Source organism: Nocardia gamkensis NBRC 108242 (assembly GCF_001612985.1).
Lineage (GTDB): Bacteria > Actinomycetota > Actinomycetes > Mycobacteriales > Mycobacteriaceae > Nocardia > Nocardia gamkensis.
Window position 1 is genome coordinate 1 of sequence record NZ_BDBM01000051.1, and the last position, 20,355, is coordinate 20,355.

General features: G+C 69.3%; 14 protein-coding genes. 11 read left to right on the forward strand and 3 right to left on the reverse strand.

What is annotated here, in order from left to right:
• Window positions 1–621: 621 nt before the first annotated feature.
• The gene (locus NG1_RS28645; protein WP_062975952.1) at window positions 622–825 is read right to left on the reverse strand and encodes a hypothetical protein; all 204 of its coding nucleotides are present in this window, start codon (window positions 823–825) and stop codon (window positions 622–624) included.
• Window positions 826–1,235: 410 nt separating this feature from the next.
• Here NG1_RS28645 and NG1_RS39130 point away from each other — a divergent pair, with 410 nt between their 5' ends.
• Window positions 1,236–1,595 (forward strand): STAS domain-containing protein, encoded by a 360-nt coding sequence (locus NG1_RS39130; RefSeq protein WP_062975954.1) that lies wholly within the window; start codon window positions 1,236–1,238, stop codon window positions 1,593–1,595.
• The gene (locus NG1_RS28655; protein ID WP_062975956.1) at window positions 1,592–2,560 is read left to right on the forward strand and encodes a sensor histidine kinase; all 969 of its coding nucleotides are present in this window, start codon (window positions 1,592–1,594) and stop codon (window positions 2,558–2,560) included. Before NG1_RS39130 ends, NG1_RS28655 begins: the two co-directional genes overlap by 4 nt.
• Before the next feature lie 151 nt (window positions 2,561–2,711).
• Here NG1_RS28655 and NG1_RS28660 read toward each other — a convergent pair whose 3' ends face one another.
• Window positions 2,712–3,422 carry an AraC family transcriptional regulator gene (locus NG1_RS28660; RefSeq protein ID WP_062975958.1) on the reverse strand — a complete coding sequence of 237 codons (711 nt, stop codon included), beginning with the start codon at window positions 3,420–3,422 and terminating at the stop codon, window positions 2,712–2,714.
• A 150-nt stretch (window positions 3,423–3,572) separates the two neighbouring features.
• Between NG1_RS28660 and NG1_RS28665 the strand changes: the two genes are divergently transcribed.
• Together NG1_RS28665 and NG1_RS28670 are read left to right on the forward strand one after the other, a co-directional pair.
• Window positions 3,573–4,562, forward strand: coding sequence for a zinc-binding dehydrogenase (locus NG1_RS28665; protein ID WP_062975960.1), 990 nt, complete (start codon window positions 3,573–3,575; stop codon window positions 4,560–4,562).
• Window positions 4,563–4,727: 165 nt separating this feature from the next.
• The gene (locus NG1_RS28670; RefSeq protein ID WP_084499263.1) at window positions 4,728–6,158 is read left to right on the forward strand and encodes an ectoine synthase; all 1,431 of its coding nucleotides are present in this window, start codon (window positions 4,728–4,730) and stop codon (window positions 6,156–6,158) included.
• A gap of 93 nt (window positions 6,159–6,251) precedes the next feature.
• On the opposite strand, the gene NG1_RS28675 is transcribed toward NG1_RS28670, so the two are convergent.
• Window positions 6,252–6,839, reverse strand: coding sequence for a TetR/AcrR family transcriptional regulator (locus NG1_RS28675; protein WP_040871975.1), 588 nt, complete (start codon window positions 6,837–6,839; stop codon window positions 6,252–6,254).
• Between the two features lie 159 nt (window positions 6,840–6,998).
• Here NG1_RS28675 and NG1_RS28680 point away from each other — a divergent pair, with 159 nt between their 5' ends.
• From NG1_RS28680 to NG1_RS28710, 7 genes are all read left to right on the forward strand, one after another.
• Window positions 6,999–7,925 carry a ParB/RepB/Spo0J family partition protein gene (locus NG1_RS28680; protein ID WP_084499264.1) on the forward strand — a complete coding sequence of 309 codons (927 nt, stop codon included), beginning with the start codon at window positions 6,999–7,001 and terminating at the stop codon, window positions 7,923–7,925.
• 54 nt (window positions 7,926–7,979) lie between these two features.
• Window positions 7,980–10,196: an MMPL family transporter gene (locus tag NG1_RS28685; RefSeq protein WP_062975964.1), complete on the forward strand. Its 2,217-nt coding sequence runs from the start codon at window positions 7,980–7,982 to the stop codon at window positions 10,194–10,196.
• A 15-nt stretch (window positions 10,197–10,211) separates the two neighbouring features.
• On the forward strand, window positions 10,212–11,357 hold the full coding sequence (locus NG1_RS28690) for an LLM class flavin-dependent oxidoreductase (RefSeq protein ID WP_062975966.1): 1,146 nt from the start codon (window positions 10,212–10,214) through the stop codon (window positions 11,355–11,357).
• A gap of 129 nt (window positions 11,358–11,486) precedes the next feature.
• Window positions 11,487–17,768 carry a type I polyketide synthase gene (locus tag NG1_RS28695; RefSeq protein WP_062975968.1) on the forward strand — a complete coding sequence of 2,094 codons (6,282 nt, stop codon included), beginning with the start codon at window positions 11,487–11,489 and terminating at the stop codon, window positions 17,766–17,768.
• 11 nt (window positions 17,769–17,779) lie between these two features.
• Window positions 17,780–18,742: an AvrD family protein gene (locus tag NG1_RS28700; RefSeq protein ID WP_062975970.1), complete on the forward strand. Its 963-nt coding sequence runs from the start codon at window positions 17,780–17,782 to the stop codon at window positions 18,740–18,742.
• Between the two features lie 35 nt (window positions 18,743–18,777).
• Window positions 18,778–19,554: an ATP/GTP-binding protein gene (locus NG1_RS28705; RefSeq protein WP_040871970.1), complete on the forward strand. Its 777-nt coding sequence runs from the start codon at window positions 18,778–18,780 to the stop codon at window positions 19,552–19,554.
• Window positions 19,555–19,563: 9 nt separating this feature from the next.
• Window positions 19,564–20,241, forward strand: a complete 678-nt coding sequence (locus NG1_RS28710; protein ID WP_040871969.1) for a class I SAM-dependent methyltransferase — start codon at window positions 19,564–19,566, stop codon at window positions 20,239–20,241.
• Window positions 20,242–20,355: the final 114 nt, after the last annotated feature.

A 20,355-nucleotide genomic window follows, 5' to 3' on the forward strand; every position in this document is an offset into this window, starting at 1 on the left:
AGAATCGACCTGCTCGCCGACCACTTCCGGGATGGGCACGACCATGGCGTGCGCGTCTACGATCTGCGCACGGGCGAGTAGACCGGTGTCGTAGTCGCCGCCTTCCGGGATTGGGGGCGTCGCTGTGGGTAACCCACCCGACGTTGCCCGGCGCAGCTACTGCGTGACGAGGTCACCTTTCCTGGGCTGGAGAGGTTGCCGTCGAGAAACCGGAGATCTCGGATGGACGCCCGCGTCCATGATCAGCGCTCGAAGAACGACGTCACCGGAAGCCGACGTCGGTCACCGCGTACCGAGGCGCCCTGTCCAGCTGTTCAGGCGCGGAGCCGTCGCCGAGTCGATCGATGGACTGGAATCCCGACGTATGGCGCTCGGTGGCTGCGGCAAACGGTGATGGGGCCCCGGTCGGCGGACAGGTGCCCCTGGGTCCAGCGCTACCGCGTCAGGGCTGACGAGGGTGAGTTCCGGCGGTAGGGGCCGTGCGAGTGTCCTTGCGGCGCGACGGTCCCGCCAGGCTGCCGAGGCCGAGCAGGTCCCACAAGCCGGTCTTGTCGCTGTTGTCGTCAACGTGGGTGTCCTGGGCCGGCAGCGCCGGCGCAGGAGCCGGGGCACCTCCGGGTGTCACCCGTTTTCGGTGACGGTGGTGTCCGGGTGGCGACGGCTGGTGTCGGGCTTGACGAAGTGCCCGGTGATCGCCGAGCGGTCGCGACGGTTGTCACCCTGGTGCGGCTCGTCCTCGCCGAGCGTGGTCTTCGGGTTCTCCGCTGCGGTGTCCTCGCTCACATATTCGCCGGTCTCGGCGGAACGATGGCTTTTCTCGGTCACAAGATCCTCCTCGAGCTGTCCGGTCGCACCCCTCGTCAGGGTGCCGACCCAGTCCTTGACCGAATAGCACCCAGACGGCGCGGGAAACGTCCGCCGACAGCTGATTTCGAATCGGGTGGCCGCAGTGCGCGAGCCGGAAGCCGAAAGCGCCCGGCAAGCCGCATCATTCGGGCCCCTCCCCCGTCACAGCAGGCCGATGGGCCGCTCCCCCAGCCACAGTGACATCGAGCACCGAGGCCGAGCGGGAGGCCCCGACGAGCCACGACCGACGTCGCACAGGCCGTGATCACGCAGGATCGCCGATACGTCGCCGGATCACGGCACCAGCGGGCTGTGTGGAGGTCCTCGTTCGGCGGAGGCGTAGGATCCCCCGCGTCGTCTCGTGTTGGCCATGGGAAGGTCGGTGAGCAGTGGAGCCCGCACCGTCGGCCACGCCTGCGCGGAGTGCGGCGATCTCCGATCCTTCGACCCTCCGCACGTCTCGGACCAGCAGTCCTTCCGGTCTACGGTGCGCGGGAGCGGTAGATTTCACCACCCGGGATGCTTGGCGCTCGGCGCTGGCCGAACTGACCGCCGCGGAGCGCGACGCCCACTTGGACCTGTCCGAGCTGACGTTCATCGATGTCCACGGGACGTCGATTCTGGTGGAAGCCGCCTCCCACTCACCGCAGGCGCCACGAATCGTGTTGCATCGGCCTCCGCCGATGATGCTTCGGATCCTCGGAGTGTTCTGGCCCTCCCTACACACGATCGAGGTAGTGCACACATGAGCTCTGTCGGCGCTGTGTCGGCCACTTCGGAGCCGACCGATCCGTTCGTGCATCCCGCGCTGTTCTATCGCGACACCGAGGAATACCTCGCAGGGACCCTCGGATTCATTCGCGAGGGGCTCGCGAACGATGAACCGGTCGCGGTCGCGGTACCCGGCCCGAACCTGGCCCTCCTGCGTGCCGAGCTGGGCTCCGACGCGAGTTCGGTACAGCTGATGGACATGACCGTCGAGGGCCGCAACCCAGGCCGCATCATCCCGGGAGTGCTCCGTGCCTTCGCCGACCGGCATCGGTCCGGACGAGTGCGAATCATCGGCGAACCCATCTGGGCCGGCCGCTCGTCGCTGGAGTATCCAGCGTGCGCCCAGCACGAGGCGCTGATCAACGCGGCGTTCACCGGGCGCGAAGTCAGCATCCTGTGTCCCTATGACACCGCACGTCTGTCGCCGGAGGTCCTGGCCGACGCGCACGCCACCCATCCCGTCCTCATCGACCACACGGGCCGGCGAACCAGCGACGACTACGACCCCGACCACATCGTCGACGTCTACAACGAACCGCTCCCCTCCGCACCCCCTACCGCCACCACGATCGTCTTCGACGCGACATCCCTGGCGCACCTCCGGCACGTCGCCACAGAGCACGCCCGCAAAGCGGGTATACCCGAGCACCGCCTGATCGATCTGGAGCTGGTCATCGCCGAGACCACCACCAACTCCGTCGTCCACGGCGGCGGGAACGGCACGCTGCGGATCTGGGCCGACGACAACCAGCTGTGCTTCCAGATCAGCGACAGGGGACACATCACCAATCCCCTCGCGGGCCGCCTGCCCGCACAAACGTATCGACCGGGCGGCCGCGGTCTGCTGCTGGTCAACCAGCTCACCGACCTCGTGCGCATACACACCGCCCGGCACGGCACCACCATCCAGCTCCACTTCGACTTCGATCACGAGCTGCCGTAACCCACTGCGGAGCGGTCGGCGACCCGGGGTAGCTGTCGACCAGGTGGCCGCTACCCCGGGTTCGCCGGAAGTCGGCGCGATGCGCCGCGGCGGCCGGTCACCAGCCCGGCCAGGAACAGCGGGATCACCGCGCCGCCAGTCGATTCATGAGCTACTCGGCCGGATGCGCAGCCCGGTAGCGGCCGGGTGTTGTGCCGATGATGCCGGTGAAGGCGGCGATGAAGCTGCTGGGATTCGCCCATCCGCAGGCGTGTGCGACGTAGGTGGTGTCGTGGCCGTCGGCGAGCAGGACGAGTGCGTGATAGACGCGCAGCTGGGTGCGCCACTCGTAGAAGGTCATGCCGAGTTCGTTGTGGAACAGACGGCTGAGCGTGCGAGCGCCGGCTCCGATCGTCCGCCCGAGTTCGGCCAGCGTCGTGTTGTCCGCGGGGTTTCGGTGCAGTATCCGCGCGACGGCCTGCAACCGGTCGTCGTGCGGTTGCGGCAGGATCAGTGGCTGCTCGTGCGCTTCGCGGAGTTCGTCGACGAGGACCCGGCGAAGGCGAGCGCGCGCGGCGCGCTCGTGGTCGTGGTCGCCGGCGACCCGGTCGCCATCGCCCGGACCCGTGAGGGTGAGAAGGATTTCGCGGACGAGGCCGGAGGCCGTGAACACGGCTGGGTGGGTTGGTACGAGGCGGGCCAGGGATGCCGGGAGAAAGACGATCCGCATATCGGTGTGCCCGTGCGCGCGGTGGTAGTGCGTGAATCCCGCAGGGGTCCATGCGACTCGATTGGCCGGAACGATCGATGTGCCACGTTCGGTGTGCACCGACAAGACACCACGCGCCGCGTAGACGAGATGCCCGCGGGGATGGGAATGCACCGCACTCGTTCCTCCCGACGGCCAGATGTGAACGCCTCCGGACCGCCATATCCGCGATGTCGCGCCGAGCCGGGGAGATTGGCGGGCAACGGGCATAACTCGGCATTCTATCGGTGGCAGGCCGGACTGCGTCCCGGCGACAGTGGACACATGTCTACGACGATGCGAGCGGCGGTCTGTGTCGGAGCGGGTGGCCCGGAGACGCTGGAGATTCGAGAGCTGCCGGTACCGGAGGTCCGGGAGGGCTGGAGCCTGGTGCAGGTGAAGGGCGCCGGCTTGAACCGGTCGGAACTGAGGACTCGGCAGGGTCACTCCCCGAACGTGCGGTTCCCCCGCGTGCTCGGGATCGAATGCGTCGGAATCGTGGCGGCCTCGACCGACCCCGGGCTGCCGGAGGGCACGACCGTCGCGGCGGTGATGGGTGAGATGGGCCGGGAATTCGACGGCGGTTACGCGGAGTACGCGCTGTTGCCGAACGCACTGCTGATGCCGGTCACCACCACGCTGCCCTGGGAGGTGTTCGCCGCGCTGCCCGAGACATATCTGACCGCGCAGGGGTCGCTGGACGCGTTGGGTGTCGTGCCGGGTGCCCGAGGGCGGTTGCTGATCCGTGGCGGGACCTCGTCGGTGGGGATGGCCGCCGCGTCGATCGCGTCCGGCCACGGTATCGAGATCGCCGCTACGACCAGGCAGCCGGGCAAGATCGACGCCTTGGCTGCGGCCGGCGTCCACCACGCACTCCTCGACGAGGGTGGCGCACCTGCGGCGAGCGTGCATGCGATCTGGCCCGAGGGTCCGGACCATGTACTGGATCTCGTGGGGGCGAGCACGGTGGTGGACTCGCTGCGCCTGGTGCGCCGCGGCGGGACCGTGTGTGTGGCGGGCTCACTCAGCGGGTGGTCGATTCAGGACTTCGAACCGATAGCGATGATCCCGTCCGGAACCAAACTCACGGCCTTCCACAGCGATACGGTGCAGGGCAGCGCGGCTACGCCGGTGCTGCGGCGGATCGTCCGCGCGGTCGAGGCCGGCGCCTATCGGCCCAACATAGACCGTGTCTTCGGCCTGGCCGACATCGTTTCGGCCCACCGGTACATGGAGAGCGATCACGCCACGGGAAAGGTCGTCGTGGTGCCCTGACCGTGTGGCGCAATCTTAACGAGAGGGGGCGGTTCTGCCACTGTCGCCGAGCTTGCACGGCAGCAATGATCGGGAAGATCGCGAGTACACGCCCGTCGCGGGAAAGGGTGACGACCGCGGTGCCCGATGCACCTCGCCGTGCAGAACCGAGAGGAAACGTAGTTCATGATCGTCCGTGCACTGAAAGAGATCATCGGCACCGAGCGCGAGGTGAAGGGCCCCGCGTGGACCAGCCGTCGCCTGGTGCTCGCCGAGGAGAAGGCCGGCTTCTCCGTGAACGACACCGTGGTGCACGCGGGCGCCGAGCTCGAGATGTGGTATGCCAACCACATCGAGGCCGTCTACGTCATCGAGGGGCGGGGCGAAGTGGTCGACGACGAGACCGGTGAAAGGCACCAGCTCGAGCCGGGCGTGATGTACCTGGTCGACGCACACCAGCATCACACCCTGCGCGCCCACACGGAGTTCCGCGCGGTATGCGTGTTCAACCCGCCCCTCACCGGCCGCGAGGTCCACGATGAGAACGGGGCCTTCCCCCCTGCTGACCGAAGAGGACCAGTGACCGACTCGATCTTTTTCGCCAGCGACAACAACGCCTCGGTGCACCCGGACATCATGGCGGCGCTGGCCGCCGCCAACGTGGGCCACCAGCCGGCCTACGGCGCGGACGTCCACACCGCACGGCTGCGCGAGCTGATCAAGGACTATTTCGGCGAGCAGGCCGAGGTCTACCCGGTCTTCAACGGCAGCGGCGCCAACGTCGTCGGGCTGCAGGCGATGTGCGACCGGTGGAGCGCGGTGGTGTGCCCGGACTCCGCGCATATCCACTTGGACGAGTGCGGCGCACCCGAGAAGGTGGCCGGGCTGAAGCTGGTCCCGGTGCCCACCCCGGACGGCAAGCTGACCCCCGAGCTGCTCGACCGGTACGCGTGGGGCTTCGGCGACCAGCACCACGCCCAGCCGAAGGTCGTCTCCATCACCCAGAGCACCGAACTCGGCACCCGCTATACACCCGGCGAGATCGCGGCGATCGGCGCGCTGGCCCGCGAGCGCGGCATGCTGGTGCACGTGGACGGCGCCCGGCTGGCCAACGCCGCCGCCGCGCTCGGCCTGCCGCCACGCGCGTTCACCACCGACGCCGGTGTGGACGTGCTGTCGTTCGGCGGCACCAAGAACGGCCTGATGCTCGGCGAGGCGATCGTGGTGCTCAACCCGGACGCGGTGTGCGGCACGGCGTACCTGCGCAAGGCCGCGCTGCAACTGGCCTCCAAGATGCGGTACGTGTCGGCGCAGTTCGTCGCGCTGCTGGAGGGCGACCTGTGGCTGCGCAACGCCGGGCACGCCAACGCGATGGCGACCCGGCTGGCCACTGCCGTCGCGCAGGTGCCCGGCGTCGAGATCGTACGGCCGGTCCAAGCCAACGCCGTGTTCGCCGTACTGCCCCGCGAGGTCACCGAGCGGCTGCGGAAACGGTTCCGCTTCCACGTCTGGGACGAGCGCACCGGCGAGGTCCGCTGGATGTGCTCGTTCGACACCACCGAGGCCGATGTGGACGCCTTCGCGGCCGCCATCGCCCGGGAGATGGCCGCCGCGTAGCCGCAACCACAGCAATGTGTCGGCTACGGCAGCTGCCCATCACCTGTGAGACACGAAGGATATTGTTTCCGAAGCACTTTCGTGCCGGGCAGCTCAGGTAGCATCGCCCTCGGGCGGTTCCCCGGCAAGTGATCCGGTGCGATTGGCGGTCAGCATCCGCACCGCCGCGATCCGCAGATCCGGACGGGCACGCCGGGAAGTCAGCTCGGCGAGGCAGATCTCACCGACCATGGCGACCTTCATCCGGGAGGCGGCGTCGGGGTCCGGCCACCCGGCGGCGACCATGTCCGGCCGCCCGACCGCGATGAACAGTTCGTGGCGGCGGCGGATCTCCTCGCGCAGATCCGGATCCGTGCGCGCTTGGACCATGAACGCCTCGGTGCCGCGGGCGTCGAGGCAGGCATCCAGGAACGCGTCCAGGCTGGGGCCGATCCGTTCGATCCCCGGCGGAATCCCGGCCAGCGCCGCGGCCACCGACTGCGACAGCGCGTCGAAGAAACGGCGGTGCAACGCGATGACGTAACTGCGGCGATTGACGAAGTGATGGTAGAAGGTGCCCTTGGCCATCCCGGCTTCCTCGACCACCGCGTTGATCGAAAGCCGGTGCAGCCCCTCGCGTTCCGCCACCACGGTGCCCGCGATGAGCAGAGCCGTGCGACCGGGGTCGGCAATGACTGTCATGCTTTCGAATTCTCCCGACTCTTTCCGGAAAGCCTAGTGTCGCGCACCGGGCGCACCTACGCTGTGACCGATCGGTCGGTCGAAGCCTAGCCGGGTTCCGGATGGACCATCGGGTCATCGAGGACCGATCTGAATCCGGGCGACCCTGGGGGTTTCGAAATGTCCGCTGAGTTTAAATTGGTGAGCGGCGATGTGGTGCCGCTGGCGTCGAACGCGCGCTATCTCGTATCCATCGATGAACTGTTGCCCGCGGACTCGCCGCGGTCGAACGGCGAGGACCGCAGGCATATCGCGCGACTGGCCGAGAGCGACACCGAATTACCGCCGATTCTGGTGCATCGCAGCACGATGCGCGTCATCGACGGAATGCACCGGCTACGGGCCGCGCAATGGCTCGGCCACGAAGACATCGAAGTCGTGTTCTTCGACGGAACGGCGGCCGAGGCTTTTCTGCGCGGCGTCGAACTGAATACGACGCACGGGCTGCCGTTGACGCTCTCGGACCGCAAAGCGGCGGCCGAGCGGATCATCGAGACGATGCCGGAATTGTCCGACCGGGCCATCGCGTCCACCACGGGGCTGTCCGCGCGCACGGTGGCCACGCTCCGGCAGCGTTCGAGTGCGGAAATTCCGCAGTCGAACATCCGCGTCGGCGCCGACGGCAGGCGCAGGCCGATGGACCGCGCACAGCGCAGGCGCCGCGTCGCCGAGCTGCTGGCGGCCTCCCCGGACATGCCGTTGCGTGCGCTGGCCGCCGCGGCGGAAGTGTCCATCAGCACAGCGCACGCGATCCGCAAACGTTTGCGCGAGACCGGAATACCCGAGCACGACAGCGCCGCCGACCAGCCCGAGGGCAGCGCGCTGCTGCTGCAGCAACTCACCCGCGACCCAGCCATGCGGCACAGCCAGCAGGGCCGTGACCTGCTGCGCTGGTTGCACACACACTCGATGCAGCGCGAGGTGTGGACCGCCCTGGTGGCCGCGGTCCCGCCGCATTGCATTCCGGCTGTCGCCGAGCTCGCCCACCGCAATGCCAAGGAGTGGCGTGCGCTGGCCGGCTACATCGATCCCGGCGCCACCGAATAGCCCCGATCGCATACGCATTCGCCACGGCCGGAGTTCGAGAAGAGGTCTCTCATCATGCTTGTTGGTCTCGCACGCCTGGCGATCCGGCGGCCGCGATCCATCCTCTACGGCGCGCTGCTCATCGGGATCGTCTGCGTCGGGCTGGGCTGGTCGGCGCCTGCTCACCTGAAGTCCGGTGGTTACGTTCCGTCCGACACCGAGTCCGCCGAGGTGGCGGCGTTCCTCGGCCGCGAATTCCCCGGCGCCGCGCCGAATCTCGTGCTGCTGGTCACCGCGCCGGACGGGCTCGACAGCCCCGCGGCGCGGGCGGTCGGTGAGCGCCTGACCGCGGATCTGCGGGGCCGCGACGAGATCGACGCGGTCCAGTCCTATTGGGAACTTCCCCCGGATCTGCGGCAGGGCCTGCGCGGCAGCGACGGCCGCGACGGTCTGGTCCTGGCCCATGTCACCGGCGACGACACCGACGCGCCGAAACGGGCGGGCGCGATCGCGGGCCGGGTGAGCGGCGACTTCGACGGCGTCACCGTGCGGGCGGGCGGCCAGGCGGTGGCCTTCGACGAGATGAGCCATCGGATCGTCACCGACCTGCTGATCACCGAGGCGATCGCCATACCGCTGACCGGGCTCGCCTTGATCCTGGTCTTCGGCAGCGTGACGGCCGCGCTGATCCCGCTGGCGGTCGGCGTGTTCAACATCTTCGCGACGCTGCCGATCCTGCGGTTGCTCACCGAGGTCGGCGACGTGTCGATCTTCGCGCTGAACATGATGAGCGCATTGGGTTTCGCGGTCGCGATCGACTCGAGCCTGTTCATGGTCAGCAGGTTCCGCGAGGAGCTCGCCGCTGGACGCGACACCGCCTCCGCGGTGTCGCGTACAGCACGCACGGCGGGGCGCACCGTCTTGTTCTCCGGTGTGGTGATCGCGCTGTCGCTGTCGACACTGCTGGTCTTCCCGCTGTATTTCCTCAGGTCGCTGGCGTACGCGGGGCTGGCCGTGCTCGGGGCGGCCGTGTTCACCACGCTGCTGTTGGTGCCCGCGGCGCTCGCACTGCTCGGTCCCCGTATCGACGCGTTCGACCTGCGAGCCCTCGTGCGCCGCCGATTCCACCGGCCGCGGCCGGCATCTGTCGAGCTCACCGAGACCCGGTGGTACCGCGCGGTGCGGCTGGTCATGCGCCATCCCGTCGTCGCCGCGGCGGCCGTGATCGCGCTGCTGCTGGTGCTCGGGTCGCCGTTCCTGTCCATCCGGTTCGGCGCCGCCGACGACCGGGTCATCGCCGGGGCATCCAGCCATGCGGTCGGCGACGCCTTGCGCACCGGCTTCCGGGAGAACGCGATGGCCGGCGTGCTCGTGGCCATGCCCGGATACCGGGGCGGCGACAGCGAGATCGCCTCCTACGCAGAACGTTTGTCACGGGTGGAGAACGTCTCGACCGTGCTGTCCGCAGCGGGCGTCTACGCCGGCGGGCTGAAAGTCGCCTCCGCGCCCCCCGGCATGCGCGACGACGCGGGCACCTATGTGCGCGTGGGCACCCGGCTCGACCCGTACTCCCCCGCCGCGATCGATCAGCTCGACCAGGTGCGCGCAGTCCCCCCGCCGAGCCACGCGATGGTCGGAGGTGCGGCGGCCGAAAACGTCGACACGCTCGACGCGCTCGGAGCGAAAGTCCCCTTGGCCGTCTTCGTGATCGCGCTGTCGACCGTGGTGGTGCTGTTCTTCTTCACCGGCAGCGTGCTGCTGCCGATCAAAGCGCTGCTGCTCAACACGCTTTCGCTGGCGGCGACCTTCGGCGCCATGGTCTGGATATTCCAGGAAGGGCACCTGTCGGATCTGCTCGGTTTCACCTCGACCGGCTATCTGGTGCCCACGATGCCGATCCTGATGTTCTGCATCGCCTTCGGCGTCTCGATGGACTACGAGGTGTTCCTGTTGTCCCGGATCCGCGAGGAATGGCTGTCCTCCGGTGACAACACCGGCGCCGTGGCGACCGGCGTCGCCCGCACCGCACGCATCTTCACCGCCGCCGCATGCCTGATGGCGATCGCCTTCGCGGGCATGGTGACCTCGCACGTGTCGTTCATCCAGCTGTTCGGCCTCGGCCTGACCCTGGCCGTGCTCAGCGACGCGACGTTGATCCGCGGCGTGCTCGCCCCCGCCTTGATGCGCCTGCTCGGCGCGGCCAACTGGTGGGCGCCGCCCCGGCTCGCCCATTGGCACCGAAGGATCGAAATCCCCGAGACCAGTGCCGCTCTCGAACCAGTACCCGAATAGTGCGATAGGAACAACATGGCGAAATTCCGCACAGGTGTGATGGATTCCGGCGTTTACACCCGGTTCGCGCCCGACCTGCAATTTCGCGGCAGCCGCTCGGTGGCGATGGCGGGCGGAGCGGACTCGCTCTGGGTGACCGACCACCTGCCCTCGATCCTGCCCGCCTCGATCTGGAAACCGCGGCACGTCGGCATCACCCGGCTCGCACCGCACGCCGACGGGATCTACGAACCGTGGACGGCGCTGGGCTATCTCGCCGCGCAGAACCGCTTGGCCCGCCTGCGGCTCGGCGTGGGCGTCACCGACGCGGGCCGGCGCAATCCCGCGGTGACCGCGCAGGCCGCGGCCACCCTGCACCAGTTGAGCCGCGGCCGGGCCATTCTCGGCATCGGCACCGGCATCCGGGACAACAACGAGCCCTATGGCGTCGACTGGACCGCTCCGGTCGGACGGTTCGAGGAGGCGCTGGCCACCATCAGGGCGCTGTGGGATTCCGCCGGCAGCCTGGTGAGCAGGGACTCGCCACACTTCCCGTTGCGGAACGCGGTCTTCGATGTCCCGCCCTACCGGGGCACCCGTCCGGAGATCTGGGTGGCCGCGGGCGGCCCGCGCATGCTGCGGGCCGCCGGTCGCTACGCCGACGTGTGGTTCCCGGGCTTCGCGCAGCGCCCGCACGAGTACCGGCACCGTCTCGAGCAGGTCCGCGCCGCGGCCTCCGACGCGGGCCGCGACCCGTTGACGGTCGCGCCCGCCGCCGTGTTCAGCGTCCTCACCGCGGCCCGTCCCGGGGAGGTGGACGCTCTGGTCGAGAGCGTTGGCGCGCGGGCGCTGACCCTGTGCGCCCCCGGCGAGATGTGGACCAGGCACGGCGCCACCCACCCGCTGGGCGAGGACTTCACCGGCCTGCAGGACTACCTGCCGCAGACGCTCGACGAGCGCACCGTGCTGGACTACATCGAGAAGGTCCCGGCTTCGCTGGTGCGGGAATTCTGCTTGGCCGGCACGCCGGACGAGATCGTCGAGCAGCTCGCGGACTGGCGCGACCACGGTCTGCGGTACGCCGTGCTGATGAATCTCAGCGCAATTCATCCGCGCCTCACACACGGGATGCTTTCCAACGCGCCACTGGTGGCGACGTTGCGTAAATTGAAAAAGCTGTAACGCAGAACAATTGACGCTCGAGCGGACTGCGCAATAGCATGACCATTCGAGCGAAGAAGCTCATCAGATATTTGTGCTGCTGCGGTCGGGGGGCTCAGCATGGACCCGCATTTCAGGCCAGGAGAAATAATGGTCGACATTGCAATAGTGGGTATCGGCTGCCGGTTTCCAGGCGGTGTATTCGACCCGGAGAGTTATTGGAATTTCCTGCTCGACAAAGGTGACGGGATCGTCGATATCCCGCCGGATCGCTGGAGTATCGAAAAGTACTACGACCCGGATCCGGACGCGCCGGGGCGTATGTACACCCGGCGCGGCGGATTTCTCACCCAGCCGCTGTGGGATTTCGACGCCGACTTCTTCGGCATCGCCCAGAAGGAAGCCGCCATCCTCGACCCGCAGCAGCGGCTGCTGCTCGAGGTGACCTGGGAGGCGCTCGACGACGCGGGCATGGCGGGCCGGGTCTCCGGCCACCGCGTCGGCGTCTACGTCGGCGGCTTCATCCTCGACAACGTGCTCGGACGCAGCGGTCCGCTGGTCCGCTCGGCGATCACCAGCCACACCGCGATGAGCGCCTCGCACACCTTGCTGTCCAACCGCATCTCCTATCTGCTCGACCTGCACGGCCCGAGCCTGACCGTCGACACCGCATGCTCGTCGTCGCTGGTCGCCACGCATCTCGCGGTGCAGGCGATCGCCAACGGCGAATGCGAGATCGCGCTGGCCGGCGGCGCGAACGCGATGCTGCAGCCCGAGACGTTCATCTCGATGTGCAAGGGCCGGTTCCTCTCGGTCGACGGGCGCTGCAAGACCTTCGACGCCGCCGCCGACGGATACGGCCGCGCCGAGGGCGCGGGCGCGGTGCTGCTCAAGCCGCTCGACGTGGCGCAGCGCGACAACGACCGCGTCTACGCCGTCATCCGCGCGACGGGCGTGAACCAGGACGGCCGCACCATGGCCATCCCGGTGCCGAATCCCGTTGCGCAGGAACAACTGGCGCGCCAGGTGCGCGACGACGCCGGTGTCGCCGCGCACGAGGTGAGCTACCTCGAGGCGCACGGCACCGGCACCGCGGTCGGCGACCCGCTCGAGATGTCGGCGCTGGGCGCGGTGTACGGCGCGGTGGACGGCCGCACCGAGCCGGTGCCGGTCGGTTCGGTGAAGAACAACTTCGGGCACACCGAGGCCGCCGCCGGGGTCGCGAGCCTGATCAAGGCCGCGCTCACCCTGCACCACCGCACAGTCGCGCCCCAATTCGACCTGACCACACCGAATCCCGAGATCCAGTTCGACGAGCTCCGACTACGGGTCCCGCTGCTCCCCGAACCGCTGCCCGCGCAGCCGGGCAAGGGCGTGGTCGCGGTCAACGGCTTCGGCTACGGCGGCACCAACGCCCACGTCATCCTCTCCGAAGCGCCGCCGCGGGACGCGCGGGCCGACGACGAGCGCCCGGTGCCGAAGGTACTGCCGATCTCCGGCCGCCACGAGACCGCGGTGCGCACGCTCGCAGGCGAGTTCGCGCAGGCGCTCGACCACCATCCCGCCGACGCGGTCACCGCGGCCGCCTGGACCCGGCGCGCCCACCACCCCCTGCGGGTCGGCTTCGCCTACGACGACGCCGACGATCTGCGCACCCAGTTGCGTGCTTTCGCCGCGGGCGAGGGCCGGGCGCCGTCGCGGGTCATCGGTGACGGCGAGGTGGAGCCCGTCTTCGTCTTCAGCGGGATGGGCCCGCAGTGGTGGGGCATGGGGCGTGAGCTGCTCACCACCGACAGCACGTTCGCGAAGGTGGCCAGGGAGATCGACCGCGAGTTCGTCTCGATCGCGGGCTGGTCGATCCTGGACGAGATGCTCGCCGACGAGGCCGGCTCGCGGATCGTGCGCACCGCGTTCGCGCAGCCCGCCAACTTCGTGCTGCAGGCCGCGCTGACCGCCGAACTGGCCGAGTACGGCGTGTATCCCGCGGTGGTGGTCGGGCACAGCGTCGGTGAGGTCACCGCCGCGTACGTCTCCGGCGCGCTCTCGCTGCGCGACGCGCTCACCGTCAGCTATCACCGCGCCCGGCTGCAGGCGACCACCGCGGGCACCGGAGGCATGCTGGCTCTCGGCATGTCCGAACGCGAGGCACGGGAGTTGCTCGCCCGCACCGACAGCATCTCGATCGCCGCGGTCAACAGCCCCGGCGCGGTCACCCTTGCAGGCGACAGTCAGGATCTGGAACTGCTGCGCGACACCCTGTCGGCCACCGGCACGTTCGCGCGCAGCCTGCGGGTCGAGGTGCCCTACCACAGCCATCTGATGGACCCGATCCTCGACGATCTGCGCGGCGCGCTCGGCCGGCTCACCCCGCGGGACGCGAAACTCACCACGTACTCCACCGTGACCGCCGCCGAGATCGCGGGCACGGGATGGGACGCGGACTACTGGTGCCGCAACGTCCGGGAGCCGGTGCGGTTCGCCGACGCCATCGGCGCGCTGGTCGACGCGGGCCACCGGGTCTTCCTCGAGGTCGGCCCGCACCCGGTGCTCAGCGGCAACATCCGCGAGATGCTGATCCATCGCGGAGTGATCGGCGCCGCGGTGACCACGCTCTCGCGCGACCTGCGCGACCGTAACAACGTGCTGCGCGCTGTCGCGGATCTGTATGTCGCGGGCTCGCTGGACGGTTCGGCCGTACCCGGCCGGCCGGACTCGATCGTCGGGCACCTGGATCTGCCGGCCTACCCGTGGCAGCGCAAACGGGTGTGGCACGACGAGCCGGTCACCCTGCTGGATCGTCTCGGCACGCCGGAGGGCTACGCGCTGCTCGGTGATCCCACGACGGCGGCGAACTCGGAATGGGAGGTGCAACTGTCGGTCTCGCGGCTGCCCTGGCTGCGCGACCATGTCGTGGACGGGTATGTCGTGCTGCCCGGCGCGGCCTACCTCGATGCCGCGCTCAGCGCCGCCGTCGAGCGCACCGGCCGCACGAGCGCCGGCCTCGAATCGGTGGAATTCGTCGCGCCACTGGTGATCGACGAGCACGACGTCCCGGTACTGCGGGTGAGCGTCGAGGAATCGACCAAACGCTTCCGGATCCACTCGCGCTCGGCCACCGCCACCACCTGGACGCTCAACGCCCACGGCAGGCTGATCGAAGCCGACTTCGCCGCCGCCGCCGTGGACGTCGACGCCCCTGAGCATGCCGCCGCGGTCGCGGGGGCGGATCTCTATCGCGCGCTGGCGGCGCGCGGGCTGGACTACGGGCCCGCCTTCCAGCGCATCGTCTCGGCCGTCGTCGGTGCGGACGCGGTGGTCGCCTCGCTCGCGCCGGTCGAGCAGGCCACGCCGATCCGGCATCTGGCTCACCCGGCGGTGGTCGACGCCGCGCTGCAATGCGTCGCCACGCTGGCCGCGGACTCGGATGCCGACGTGGCGATCGTGCCCGCCGCCATCGCCGGGGTGCGCCTGCTCGGCGCGCTGCCGGAGCGGCCGCGGGTCGTGGTGACCCGCCGCGGCGCGGACCCGCTGCGCGCCGACATCGCCATCGTCGGCGAGCACGGCGAGGTGGCGATGCGGCTGCTGGGCGTCGAATTCCGCCCGGTCAGCGCGCCGGTCGACGTCACCCACCAGCTGGAACGGGTGTTCTACCAGCCCATCTGGGAGATCGTCGAGGCACCGGCAGGTGAGCGTCCCTCGGAGGAGGAAACCGTGGTCGCCGTCTGCGTCGGCGCCGACGCGGCCGGCCGCGCGGCCGCACTGCTGGGCGACCGGACCGATGTCACCGTCGTGCTCGCCGACGCGGAGGCCGACGACAACGACGAGCGCCTGCGGCTGGCGTTGCGCTCACCAGACGGTGTGCCGATCGCCGAACGGATCCGGGTGGTCACTGTGTTCGGCACGGCGCTCGACGGGGCGCGCAACGTCTACTGGCTCGCGCGCGTGGCGAATGCCATCGAGCATCTGCTCGCCGACGCGCCCCAGGTCCGTGTCCACAGCGTCGTGGTCACCGAGAACGCGCTGTGCACGCCCGCCGATACCGCCGTCCAGGTGTCGCACGGCGCGCTGGTGGGCGCGCGGCGCGCCCTGCTCAACGAACAGCCCGCCGCGGCGTGGCGACTGGTCGACGCGGGAGCACAGGCCTCGGCGCCGCCGACCGATCTCGTTCTCGCCGAGGACGCGCTCGACGAGATCGGCGTGCGGGGAGACGACCACTGGGCGGTGCGGCTGGACCGGAATTTCGGCACCCACCTCGACGAGCGCAACCGCGCCGTCCCGCTGTCGGACCCGGAAGCCTCTTTCGTGGTGGAGATTCCGAAGTCCCGGTTGTTGTCCGACCTGGCGTTGCGCCGAGTCGACCGGGTCGCGCCCGGTCCGGGCGAGATCGAGGTCCGGATGGAGACGGCCGGGCTCAACTACAAGGACGCGATGAAGGTCATCGGCGTGCTGACCGAAAAGGAGCTCGCGGGAACCTATTTCGGTACGACGGTCGGGATGGAGGGCTCCGGGGTCGTCGAGCGCGTGGGGCCCGGCGTCACCGGCGTCGCGGTCGGCGATCGGATGATGGTGTGCGCCCGAGACATCTTCCGCAAGTACGTGACCATGCCCGTCGACGCCGGCGCCACGCTACCGCACCAGCTGCTGCCCGGAGAGGACTACGACCCGCTCACCTGCGGATCCGGATTGCCGTTTCTCACCGCCGAATTCGGGCTGCGGACACTGGCGCGCCTGCGGCCGGGTGAGACGGTGCTCGTGCACGGCGCGGCGGGCGGCATGGGCATGGCCGCGGTGCAGGTCGCGCTGGACATCGGGGCGACGGTGATCGCGACGGCGGGCACGCCCGAGCGGCGTGCGCAGGTGCGCCTGCTCGGCGCGCAGCACGTGCTGAACTCGCGATCGGCCGACTTCGTCGACGAGATCGCCGATCTGACCGGCGGACGCGGCGTCGACGTCGTCTACAGTTCGGCTCCCGGCGAGATCCTGCGCCAGAACTTCCGCGTCGCCGCCGAATTCGGTCGTGTGGTCGACATCGGTAAGGCCGACATCTACACCGGCGGCGTCATCGATCTCGGCCCCTTCGACCGCAACCTCACCTTCTTCTCCGTCGACATGGACCGCGCGCTCGCCCACGACCCGGAACTGCTGCGCACGCCGATGCGGGCGAGCCATGCGGCATTGCGCTCGGGCACATACCGGTACCTCCCCTATACGGCTTATCCGGTGTCGGAGCTGGCGGCGGCTTTCGAGTCCGTCGCACGCTCCGACCAGATCGGCCGGGTTGTGCTGGACCTGCGCGAAGAACAGCCGATGGTGCGCCCCGAGCTCGCTCACCCGCGCATCGACCCGGACGGCTGCTATCTGGTGACCGGCGGCTTCGGTGGCTTCGGCCTGGCCACCGCCCGCTGGCTGGTCGCCGAGGGCGCACGGAAACTCGTGCTGGTCGGCCGCAGCGGCGCGTCCACGCCACAGGCCAGGGACCAGGTCGCGGCGTTCACCGCGGCGGGCGTGGCGGTGATCGAGGAACGAGTGGACATCGCCGACTACGCCGCCACGGCAGCGCTGGTGGACCGTATCCGGTCGGTCGCACCGCTGCGCGGGATCTTCCACGCGGCGGGGGTGGTGAACAACTTGCCCATCCCGCAGATCACGCCCGAGTCGCTCGACGAGCTGTTCGCCAAAGTGCGTGGCGCCCAGCATCTGGACCGGGCGGTCGAGGCCGCGGGGATCGAACTGGACATGTTCGTGCTGTACTCCTCGATCAGCGCGCTAGGCTGCATCACCCCGCAGGTCGGCTACGCCGCCGCCAACGCCGCCTTGGACGCGCTCGCGGCCGACCGGCGTGCCCGCGGCGCCGCGGCGCTGGCGGTGAACTGGGGATTCATGAGCGGCGGCGGCATGGCCGACAAGACCGAGGCGCTGGCGGACTACGTGAAGTCGATCGGCTTCCTGCCCATCGACATGGACCGCGCCACCGCCCTGCTGCGCGAATGCCTGGCACTCGACAGCGCTCAGGTCGCGGTGGCCGATATCGACTGGACGGTGTGGTCGCGGGTGGCGCGGCCGTCCACCGACACGCGCCGTTTCGGCCAGTTGCTCGCCGACATCGGAGTCGGCGGCGAGGCAGGCGGCACCCTGCGTGCCGAGATCCTCACGCTGCCCACCGAACAGCGCGCCGACTTCGTCGCCCAGCGCCTCGCCGATCAACTCGCGGTGGTGCTCGGCGTGGACACCGACGCCGTCAATATCGATGAGCCGGTCACCGACCTCGGCATGGACTCGCTCATGGCGATGGAATTCGGGGCCCGCACCGAGAAAGAGCTCGACGTCAAGATCTCCGCACTGGAACTCAGCCGGGGCCTGTCCTTGCGCGGTATCGGCGCCAAGGTGGTCAGCCAGTTCGCCGAGCCCGCCGACGCGCAGGCCGCGGCATGAAAGGAACCCACATGTCCACCGAGCTGATCGCCTACGCCGATATCGACACCGTGCTGGGCCACCGGGACGGGCGGTTCTTCGGCGAGGGGTACAAGCGGATCACGCACCGCATCTTCGACATCGTCCTCGACCGCGACGCGCAGGACCGGCCGCGGCTGACGGCCACGGCCGGCGTGCACTATCCGCTGGACTGGTCGCGCAAGAGCACCCGCGTGCTGGTGCCGCACGTCAGCAGCATCGACTGCTCGATCTTCGGCTACCGGCTGCTCGAAGTGATCCTGCGCGAGTGCTACGGGCTCACCGACAGCGACATCCGGTCGTGCTGGGTGCCGTACGTCCAATTCAGCAGCGGAACCATCGCGACGGAATCGCTGGAGGAGTTCCCGATCAGCGCGACGGTCGCCGCGGTGGAAGGGAACACGATCAGCATCACCGGAGCGCTTGGCGGCGGCATGAGCCTGGAGGCCACCGTGGCGCTGCCCGCGCCGCCGCGACCGCCGCAGGCGACACGGCGCACCGTGCACGAGACCGGGCGGGGATACTTCCACGGCGGGGTCTACACCCGCGGGCAGTATCTGCGCAACGTCGTCGTCTCCGACGGCGGCAGCCGCGCGCACGCCGATTTCGTTCTGACGGAACCGGATTCGGCGGGTCCCTGGCAGGGCGTGGCCGACGCCTACCAGCCTTCGGTGACGCTGGTCGACGCGACGGTGATCCTGGCGCAACTGTCCCAGGTCGTGCTCTACGAGCTGGACAACATCGCCCGCAAAGACAGTGAGACGCTGTGGATGCGCCGGATGACCGCGCGCGCGTCCGCTCCCCCGGCGCCGCTCACCTCCGGCACCGCGACCACGCACATGGTGCGCTCGATGGTTCTCGCCTTCGGCGGCGGCGACTGGCGCATCTCCAGCTGGGCATCGGATTTCGCGGGCTGCGAGATCCGATACGACCTCGCGCACCGGCTGCCCGCCTGACCCGCGCATCCCCGAACGATCGGAAAGGCATTCTCATGTCGGGAAACAACTATCGACGCATCGTCATCTCCGGAACGTATTCGACCGGAAAGACCACGACCTCCACGGCGCTGTCCCTGCTGACCGGCATCCCCCGGGTGGACGCCTCCTCCGCCCGCGAGGTGGTCACCGAGCTCTACCCGGGCATGCGGTTCCAGGATTTGAGCACCACCGAATTGATGGCGCTCGGCTTCCGCAGGCTGGAACTTCGCATCCAGGCCGAGGCGATCCTCGACGCCCAGGGCGGTTTCATCGCCGACGGCTCGGTGCTCAACGAGTGGGTCTACGGCACCACCCGGCTGGTCACCGGTCCCAACCCCGGATCGAGCCGATGGCACAAGGCCGTCAAGAACACCATCACGCTGCCCGGCCGGCCGTTCTACCGCCGCTACCTCAACGCCTACGGCGATATGGCCCGGCAGCGGGCCCGGCAGAACTACGACATCTTCTTCCACCTCCCGGTGGAGGTGCCGATGGATCCCGACGGCCACCGGCCGGTCGACGAGCGCTACCGCGCCATCTCCGATCGGCAACTGCTGCACGCGATCAGCGAGCTCGGGCAGCCGGTCGTGACGGTACGCGGCACCCCCGAACAGCGCCTGGAATCCATCGTCTCGATGCTCGACATCCCCACCGTGATGGACATCGACGTCGCGGTGAAGGAGGCGATGGAGATCGTGCGCAGCAGCCGCGAGCGCGTCCAGGAAACGATCGTCGCCCAGCAACAACCGCACACTCTCGGCCGCAAGATCAAGTTCGCCACCCGCGTTTAGGAGCACGCCATGACCGTCCTGCTGGACAAGACCAAGCGCTACAACCCGATCGACTCGTGGTTCTACGACAACTTCATCTCCGATGCCGTGCGGGAGATGACCCCGACCCTGTTCGACGACATCGTCGCCCAGCTCGACGAGGGCGCGCAGGTTCTCGACGTCGGTTGCGGCGGTGGGCAACTCGCGGTCGGACTGGCCACCGCCGGGACCACGCTGCGGCTGACCGGCATCGACCTCTCCCCGCAGCAGGTGCGCAGGGCTCGCAAGCGCGGCGCGGCGCTGGGCAGCCGCATCCAGTTCCGGGAAGGATCGGCGACGGACCTGCCGTTCCCCGACGCCGCCTACGACGCGGTGATCAGCTCCGGTTCGATCAAGCACTGGCCCGATCAGCGCAAGGGGCTCGCGGAGATGATCCGGGTGCTGCGGCCCGGCGGGCTGCTGCTGGTGATCGAGGCCGATCGGGGCTGTACCTTCGAGGACGCGCGGACTTTCGTCGACCGCTGGAAACTGCCGCAGCCGATGGCGCGGGCCTGCCTTCCGTTCTTCCGCACCTACATCGCCGGCTACGGCCTCGATCTGGAGGACGGCCGCGACCTGGTGGCCGATCTCCCGGTCACCGACGCCCAGGTGCGCCGCATCCCGGGCGAGCCCGGTATCCAGATCACCGCGCGCAAACGGGCGGAGTGAGCACCGGTCGCCTCGGCGAATCCGGCCGGTAGCGGGCCGGGCGGCGTCCCCGCAGAGACGTCGCCCGGCCTGCCGCCTGTCATCGGCGCCGACGACACCACCGGACAACTCGGC

Coding starts and splice junctions, on each gene's coding strand:
- NG1_RS28655 (WP_062975956.1), top strand. CDS start 1,592: ATGAGCTCTGTCGGCGCTGTGTCGGCCACTTCGGAGCCGACCGATCCG.
- NG1_RS28665 (WP_062975960.1), top strand. CDS start 3,573: ATGTCTACGACGATGCGAGCGGCGGTCTGTGTCGGAGCGGGTGGCCCG.
- NG1_RS28670 (WP_084499263.1), top strand. CDS start 4,728: ATGATCGTCCGTGCACTGAAAGAGATCATCGGCACCGAGCGCGAGGTG.
- NG1_RS28675 (WP_040871975.1), bottom strand. CDS start 6,839: ATGACAGTCATTGCCGACCCCGGTCGCACGGCTCTGCTCATCGCGGGC.
- NG1_RS28680 (WP_084499264.1), top strand. CDS start 6,999: ATGTCCGCTGAGTTTAAATTGGTGAGCGGCGATGTGGTGCCGCTGGCG.
- NG1_RS28685 (WP_062975964.1), top strand. CDS start 7,980: ATGCTTGTTGGTCTCGCACGCCTGGCGATCCGGCGGCCGCGATCCATC.
- NG1_RS28690 (WP_062975966.1), top strand. CDS start 10,212: ATGGCGAAATTCCGCACAGGTGTGATGGATTCCGGCGTTTACACCCGG.
- NG1_RS28695 (WP_062975968.1), top strand. CDS start 11,487: ATGGTCGACATTGCAATAGTGGGTATCGGCTGCCGGTTTCCAGGCGGT.
- NG1_RS28700 (WP_062975970.1), top strand. CDS start 17,780: ATGTCCACCGAGCTGATCGCCTACGCCGATATCGACACCGTGCTGGGC.
- NG1_RS28705 (WP_040871970.1), top strand. CDS start 18,778: ATGTCGGGAAACAACTATCGACGCATCGTCATCTCCGGAACGTATTCG.
- NG1_RS28710 (WP_040871969.1), top strand. CDS start 19,564: ATGACCGTCCTGCTGGACAAGACCAAGCGCTACAACCCGATCGACTCG.